We start from the raw sequence: 6871 nt of genomic DNA on the forward strand, positions 1-6871 counted from the left end.
ATGACCGCAGCAGTAGCCCAAGAGAACGCGAGCGGAGCGGACACACAGTCCGGCCGTGTCGTTCGGGTCATCGGCCCCGTTGTGGACGTCGAGTTCCCGCGCGGCTCGATTCCCGCACTGTTCAACGCCCTCAACGCAGAGATCACTCTGCCGACCGTGGCCAAGACACTGACGCTCGAGGTTGCACAGCACCTCGGCGACAACTTGGTCCGCACCATCTCGATGCAGCCCACCGACGGACTCGTCCGCGGCACGGCAGTCGTCGACTCGGGCAAGCCGATCTCGGTTCCCGTCGGTGACGTCGTCAAGGGCCACGTGTTCAACGCCCTCGGTGACTGCCTCGACACCCCCGGACTCGGCCGCGACGGCGAGCAGTGGGGCATCCATCGCAAGCCACCAGCCTTCGATCAGCTCGAGGGCAAGACCGAGATCCTCGAGACCGGCATCAAGGTCATCGACCTTCTGACCCCGTACGTCAAGGGCGGAAAGATCGGTCTGTTCGGTGGTGCCGGAGTCGGCAAGACCGTGCTGATCCAGGAAATGATCACGCGTATTGCACGCGAGTTCTCGGGCACTTCGGTGTTCGCAGGAGTCGGCGAGCGCACCCGTGAAGGCACCGACCTGCACCTCGAGATGGAAGAGATGGGCGTCCTGCAGGACACCGCCCTCGTCTTCGGCCAGATGGACGAGCCGCCCGGCACGCGTATGCGCGTGGCGTTGTCGGCACTGACCATGGCGGAGTACTTCCGCGATGTGCAGGGACAGGACGTTCTTCTGTTCATCGACAACATCTTCCGCTTCACGCAGGCAGGTTCGGAGGTGTCGACCCTTCTCGGTCGTATGCCGTCGGCTGTCGGTTACCAGCCCACGCTGGCGGACGAGATGGGTGAGCTCCAGGAGCGCATCACCTCGACCCGTGGACGCTCGATCACCTCGCTGCAGGCGATCTACGTTCCCGCCGACGACTACACCGACCCGGCACCGGCCACGACGTTCGCGCACCTCGATGCGACGACCGAGCTCTCGCGTCCGATTTCGCAGATGGGTATCTACCCCGCTGTGGACCCACTGAGTTCCACCTCGCGCATCCTCGAGCCCGGCATCGTCGGTGCGGAGCACTTCCGCGTCGCCAACGAGGTCAAGCGGATCCTGCAGAAGTACAAGGAGCTGCAGGACATCATCGCCATCCTCGGTATGGACGAGCTTCAGGAAGAGGACAAGGTTCTGGTCGGCCGCGCACGCCGTCTCCAGAAGTTCCTCGGCCAGAACTTCATCGTTGCCGAGAAGTTCACCGGCGAGGCCGGTTCGGTCGTGTCGCTTTCCGACACCATCGAGGCATTCGACAAGGTCACCAAGGGTGAGTACGACCACCTTCCCGAGCAGGCCTTCAACAGCTGTGGCGGTCTCGACGATGTCGAGGCAGCCGCGAAGAAGATGGCCGGAAAGTAGACCGACGTGACTTCTTCCGAGAAGAGCGGCATGGAGGTCTCCCTGGTCGCTGTGGAGCAAAAGCTGTGGTCCGGTACCGCGACTATCGTCAGCGCTCAGACCACCGAAGGTGAGATCGGCATCATGCTGGGCCACGAGCCTGTCCTCGGGCAGTTGATCGAGGGTGGCACGGTGTCGATCACGACGACGGACGGCGAGAAGCTCATCGCTGCCGTCCACGGTGGTTTCCTGTCGGTGACCGGCAAGACGGTCACCGTGTTGGCGGAGTCGGCCGATTTCGCCGACGACATCGACGTCGAAGCGGCACGGGCTGTAGTGGCAGAGAACGGCGACGACCTGGAGGCCATCGCTGTGGCCAAGGGTCGTATCCGCGCTGTCGAGCGGTCCTAGGTTCACCAGAAGCCGCGACGAGGCCTGCGATGCACACCGGATTGATTGCTCTGATCATTCTGGTTGTGCTGCTCGCAGTGCTCGTCGCGGCTTTTGCGTACCGTCTGGTGGTTCTCCGGCGCGGGGGTACCGCGGCGATCATGCGGGTTCTGCCGTCCGACGGTGGTTCCGGTTGGCGACACGGGATCATTCGCTACGGCGACAACACCTTGGTGTTCTTCAAACTGTCGAGTTTGCGTCCTGGCCCGGACCACAGATTGGGCAGGCAGGACATTCACCTGGGGGATCGGCGAGCTCCACGGGACACCGAGTTCGACATCATGACACCGGACATTGCCGTGTTGGAGCTGTCCGACCACGGTAAGAATTTCGAGATCGCGTTGGACAGAAGTGCGTTGACCGCTTTCCTGTCCTGGGTCGAGTCTCGGCCCTCGGGTCGCTCGCGCCGCCGCCGCCCGGCTGCGTGATCAGCTCGCGTCGCCGGTCGAATCGCTCGACGTCCGACTGGAACCGGGCACCCATTGAACGTCGCCCTCCGGATTGGCGTACCGGCTCAGAATGAACAGCAGATCCGAAAGTCGGTTGAGGTATTTCGCCGGCAATGCACTTGTCGTCTCCGGGCTTGCGTGCACCGCAGCCCATGCCGATCGCTCAGCGCGTCGAGCCACCGTTCGCGATACGTGCAGCAGTGCTCCCAACGGCGTTCCGCCCGGAAGGATGAACGACGTCAGCGCAGGCAGATCCTCGTTGAATTCGTCGCACCAGCCTTCGAGGCGGTCGATGTAACTTTGGTCGATGCGCAGCGGTGGGTACTGCGGATTTTCGACGACCGGCGTCGAGAGGTCGGCCCCGGCATCGAACAGATCGCTCTGAATGACTCGAATGACGGAGTGGACCGCTTCGGGCGGGTGGCCCAGGGCCAGAACCGCTCCGAGGCTGGCATTGGTCTCGTCGCAGTCCGCGTAGGCGATGAGTCGTTCGTCGTTCTTGGACACTCGCGAGAAATCGCTGAGTCCTGTGGTCCCGTCGTCGCCGGTTCTCGTATAGATGCGGGTGAGGTGGACGGCCATGCCGGCTACGGTACCGCGCGGGTGTGAGTCGGTCCCGCTGGCTACGCTGTCGAAGTGAGTGAACGCTTTTTGGTCAACGGTGGTAACCGCCTCGTCGGTGAGGTGGCGGTAGGTGGTGCGAAGAACAGCGTCCTCAAGCTGATGGCTGCGGCGCTGCTGGCCGAGGGCACCAGCACGATCACCAATTGCCCCGACATCCTCGATGTGCCACTGATGGCCGAGGTGCTGCGCGGCCTCGGCTGCGAGGTCGAGTTGGAGGGCTCGGTGGTTCACATCACCACCCCGGCCATGCCGAAATATCACGCCGATTTCGCAGCAGTGCGCCAGTTCCGAGCCTCGGTGTGTGTGCTCGGACCTCTGGTTGCCCGGTGCAAGCGAGCTGTGGTCGCGCTTCCCGGTGGTGACGCGATCGGCTCGCGCCCCCTCGACATGCATCAGTCCGGTCTCCAACTGCTCGGAGCGCGCAGCGAGATCCAGCACGGTTGTGTCGTTGCCGAAGCCGACGAATTACGCGGCGCGAACATCAGGCTCGCATTCCCGTCCGTTGGTGCGACCGAGAACATCCTGATGGCTGCAGTGCTCGCCACGGGTGAGACCGTGATCGACAACGCCGCGCGCGAGCCGGACATCGTCGACGTGTGCAATATGCTCAACGAGATGGGGGCCGACGTCCGCGGAGCGGGTACGTCGACTCTGACCATTCGTGGTGTCAGTGCACTGAAGCCGACGACCCATCGGGTCATCGGTGATCGTATCGTCGCTGCGACCTGGGGTATCGCCGCCGCGATGACGCGTGGAGATGTGCAAGTGCGTGGGGTGAACCCCAAGCACCTCTCTCTGGTCCTGGACAAGTTGAGATCTGCCGGTGCCGAGGTCACCAGTGAACCCGACGGCTTCCGCGTCGTTCAGCACGAGCGTCCACGGGCAGTCAATTTTGCGACGCTTCCGTATCCGGGATTCCCTACCGACCTGCAGCCGATGGCCATCGGGATTGCGACCGTCGCCGACGGGACGTCGATGATCACCGAGAATGTCTTCGAGGCACGATTCCGGTTCGTCGAAGAGATGATCAGGCTCGGGGCCGACGCGCGTACCGATGGCCATCACGCCGTGGTTCGCGGAGTTCCACAGCTTTCGAGTGCACCGGTATGGTCCTCCGACATCAGGGCCGGAGCCGGCCTGGTTCTCGCGGGGTTGGTGGCCGACGGCACCACCGAGGTGCACGACGTGTTCCATATCGATCGCGGCTATCCACGATTCGTGGAGAATCTCAGTGCACTCGGCGGCAGTATCGAGCGGGTCAGCTGAGCGGCTCGGCCTCGAGCGCGTCGACCAATACGTCTATCGCATAGTCGAATTCGTCGTCTGCGAGGGACCCGTACCCGATGACGATGCCGCCTTCGGCGGTGGGGGAGCGGGTCGAATGCGCGAGCGTGGGAACGTCTACGCCAGAGGCAGCGCACGCGGTCGCGATATCGCGTGCGGTGGCGGGGTCGAGCATCAGGACGGTATGCAGACCTGCCCCTACGCCCCGGAGTTCGCCGAACCTCGACAGCGCGGTGGCGACTGCGCGGTCACGGGTGCGGTAGAGCCGGCGTGCCACTCGCACGGACCGGTCCCATTCGCCGTCACGCAGCAGGGACGTCAAAGCATGCTGGATTGGGATCGACGGATGGTCGCCGATCGCGTGGCGGGTTGCGGTGACGCGGTCGACGATGATGCGGGGTGCCACCATCCATCCGAGACGTAGTCCGGCACCGAGGGTCTTGGACACGGTGCCGAGGTAGATCGTTCGGTCGGGTGTCAATTCGGCCACGGTAGGTAAAGGTGCTGCGCCGTAACGAAATTCGGAGTCGTAATCATCCTCGATAATCATGGCTTCGTTGCGGCGCGCCCATTCGGCCAGAGCGCGTCGGCGGCCGATGGGCATGAATCCACCGGTCGGGTACTGGTGTGATGGCGTCACGTAGACGGCCGGCGTGCGTGGGGGAGCCGAGTGGAGCTGTTCGACGATCAAGCCGTCGCGGTCGACGGGTACGTCGTGGACGGACCAACCTCGGTGAGCGGCCAGCGCAGCGGCCGATCGGTAGCCCGGATTCTCCAGTGCCAGAACGCGTTCGGCCGTCTCGGGTACCGTAAGCGCACCCAGAGCTAGATCGAGACCGTGGATACTGCCGGTGGTGATCACTATCGAATCTGCAGTGGTGTGCAGTCCACGTGCGCGGCGAAGTAGGTCGGCGATGCGAGTCCTCAGTTCGAGTGTGCCAGCGGAATCGGGGTAGTGGCCTGGCGGGGGTGAGCCGCCCACGTCGCGCCATGCGCGTCGCCATGCATCGGATGCTCGCGAGGGAGTCCACGGTATTCCTGGGCGAAGTGATATCCGCGGAGGCGTCCGTGGTGTGGTGTGTGCGATCGAGGGCTCAGCAGTTGGTCGCCCTGCGAGAGGGACACGTCGGATGTAGTGGCCCGAGCCGCGCCGTGAATCGAGCCATCCCTCCGCGACGAGTTGTTCGTAGGCCTGTTCGACAACCGCACGCGCGACACCGAGATCAACCGAAAGTGTTCTGCTGCTTGGTAATCGGGAATCGGGTGGCAGCTGACCACCGTCGATCGCCGAGCGAATTCGGTCGGCCACTTGCACGGGCAGAGTTCGAGGGTCGGCACGGTCGATGGTGATCGACAGTGAGATCGGGAGCATAGGTCTTCTGCCTTCCTCGAAGTCGAGGGAAAGTGGCCTGGTCATTTGAGAGGCTATTGGACCATGACTGAAGGCCACTGGGTGGACATGCTGTAACCATGGCAAACGAAGACGAACCTCTTTCACCGACAGCGCGAACCATGGTGATTCGGAGTAAGCCGCGCGCACGTCGCGAACGGGCGGCGCTGATCGACGTACTCGGGGCGGCGCGCGTGTGCCACATGGGAGTGACCGTGCATGGAGTGCCCCGCGTGTTGCCGACGGCGTACGGCGTCGATCTTGCGGGTCCGGACCAGGGAGGGACGCTGTACCTGCACGGATCAGTGGCGTCACGAAGCATTGTCGACGCTCCAGAGCAAGACATCTGCGTCACCGTCACCGTGGTCGACGGACTGGTGCTGGCTCGATCTGCATTTCATCATTCGATGAACTACCGAAGTGCTGTCGTGATCGGCCGGCCTCGTCGAGTCGAGGACGCGGATGAACGCATTCGAGCATTGGACACAATTGTCGACCAGGTCGTTCCTGGGCGGAGCGGGCACTTGCGTCCGCATACGCGGAAGGAGCTTGCGGCCACCGCCGTCCTGGCGCTTCCCCTGTACGAGGCATCGGTGAAGTCGCGGACCGGCCAACCCGTGGACGATGACTCCGACATCGAAGTGGGCGGAGTGTGGGCAGGTGTTCTGCCGGTATGGGAGACACTCGGCGACCCCGAACGTTCCGCTGACGTCGAGGCGGACATCCCCTTGCCGGAGCACGTCCGCGACATGCGTGGACACTCAGCATCTGGGTGAACCCTGTTGCGGGAGGGGTGGTTCGGGCTGTGGCTGGCGTCACAGCCGCGCTATGCAGCGCGCCAGAGTTCACAACGAAGCAGCGCGCCGAGTTCGAGCTGCGCTTATGTCGTGAACCAACTTCTCGACCTGCTGATTTGCGTTGGTGTGGTTGGTGGCGTAACTTTTGTCGAGTCAGAGCGACGGACACCGACCTGGTCTTCACGGACTGGGATACGAGGTTGGACGTGTGGCTCGGCGAGGTTTTATCCCCCAAGAGTCGGGCCTTGTGTCCGAGACCAAGCTGGGATAGGCTGGAACAGTTGCCCTTGAGCGCGACGGACCGTGTGTTCGTGGGGTGAGAGTGTGTGCGTGTTCTTTGAGAACTCAACAGTGTGTCGATGAATGTCAGTGCCGAAATTATTTGTTTTGGTGAATGCATTCGATGTATCAGCTGCCCGCTTGTGGTGGTTGTTGTCGGGTGTTGTTTT

Annotated in this window: 7 protein-coding genes; 5 read left to right on the plus strand and 2 right to left on the minus strand. The window is 63.2% G+C overall.

Translation table 11 applies throughout. From position 1 onward, the window contains the following. The 3 genes from atpD to ACNEOT_RS24880 are packed head-to-tail and all read left to right on the plus strand — an operon-like array spanning position 1 to position 2306. Positions 1-1449: a F0F1 ATP synthase subunit beta gene (gene atpD / locus ACNEOT_RS24870; protein ID WP_027497899.1), complete on the plus strand. Its 1449-nt coding sequence runs from the start codon at positions 1-3 to the stop codon at positions 1447-1449. 30 nt (positions 1450-1479) lie between these two features. Beyond that, positions 1480-1839: a F0F1 ATP synthase subunit epsilon gene (locus ACNEOT_RS24875; protein ID WP_094675462.1), complete on the plus strand. Its 360-nt coding sequence runs from the start codon at positions 1480-1482 to the stop codon at positions 1837-1839. A 29-nt stretch (positions 1840-1868) separates the two neighbouring features. After that, the gene (locus ACNEOT_RS24880; RefSeq protein WP_415977401.1) at positions 1869-2306 is read left to right on the plus strand and encodes a DUF2550 domain-containing protein; all 438 of its coding nucleotides are present in this window, start codon (positions 1869-1871) and stop codon (positions 2304-2306) included. Here the strand turns inward: ACNEOT_RS24880 and ACNEOT_RS24885 are convergent, their stop codons facing one another. Beyond that, on the minus strand, positions 2307-2909 hold the full coding sequence (locus tag ACNEOT_RS24885) for a cob(I)yrinic acid a,c-diamide adenosyltransferase (protein ID WP_415977403.1): 603 nt from the start codon (positions 2907-2909) through the stop codon (positions 2307-2309). Between the two features lie 54 nt (positions 2910-2963). On the opposite strand from ACNEOT_RS24885, the gene murA reads away from it, so the two are divergent. Beyond that, positions 2964-4217, plus strand: coding sequence for a UDP-N-acetylglucosamine 1-carboxyvinyltransferase (gene murA, locus ACNEOT_RS24890; protein ID WP_415977405.1), 1254 nt, complete (start codon positions 2964-2966; stop codon positions 4215-4217). On the opposite strand, the gene ACNEOT_RS24895 is transcribed toward murA, so the two are convergent. After that, positions 4210-5652, minus strand: coding sequence for a PLP-dependent aminotransferase family protein (locus ACNEOT_RS24895; RefSeq protein ID WP_415977407.1), 1443 nt, complete (start codon positions 5650-5652; stop codon positions 4210-4212). The two genes, murA and ACNEOT_RS24895, sit on opposite strands and share 8 nt — an antisense overlap. 53 nt (positions 5653-5705) lie before the next feature. Between ACNEOT_RS24895 and ACNEOT_RS24900 the strand changes: the two genes are divergently transcribed. Then, a complete protein-coding gene (locus ACNEOT_RS24900) occupies positions 5706-6401 on the plus strand; it encodes a pyridoxamine 5'-phosphate oxidase family protein (protein WP_415977408.1) in 696 nt (231 codons plus the stop codon). Positions 6402-6871: the final 470 nt, after the last annotated feature.

Source organism: Rhodococcus sp. 077-4 (assembly GCF_047782425.1).
Taxonomy (GTDB): domain Bacteria; phylum Actinomycetota; class Actinomycetes; order Mycobacteriales; family Mycobacteriaceae; genus Rhodococcoides.

Coding starts and splice junctions, on each gene's coding strand:
- ACNEOT_RS24880 (WP_415977401.1), top strand. CDS start 1,869: ATGCACACCGGATTGATTGCTCTGATCATTCTGGTTGTGCTGCTCGCA.
- atpD (WP_027497899.1), top strand. CDS start 1: ATGACCGCAGCAGTAGCCCAAGAGAACGCGAGCGGAGCGGACACACAG.
- ACNEOT_RS24875 (WP_094675462.1), top strand. CDS start 1,480: ATGGAGGTCTCCCTGGTCGCTGTGGAGCAAAAGCTGTGGTCCGGTACC.
- ACNEOT_RS24885 (WP_415977403.1), bottom strand. CDS start 2,909: ATGGCCGTCCACCTCACCCGCATCTATACGAGAACCGGCGACGACGGG.
- ACNEOT_RS24900 (WP_415977408.1), top strand. CDS start 5,706: ATGGCAAACGAAGACGAACCTCTTTCACCGACAGCGCGAACCATGGTG.
- ACNEOT_RS24895 (WP_415977407.1), bottom strand. CDS start 5,652: ATGACCAGGCCACTTTCCCTCGACTTCGAGGAAGGCAGAAGACCTATG.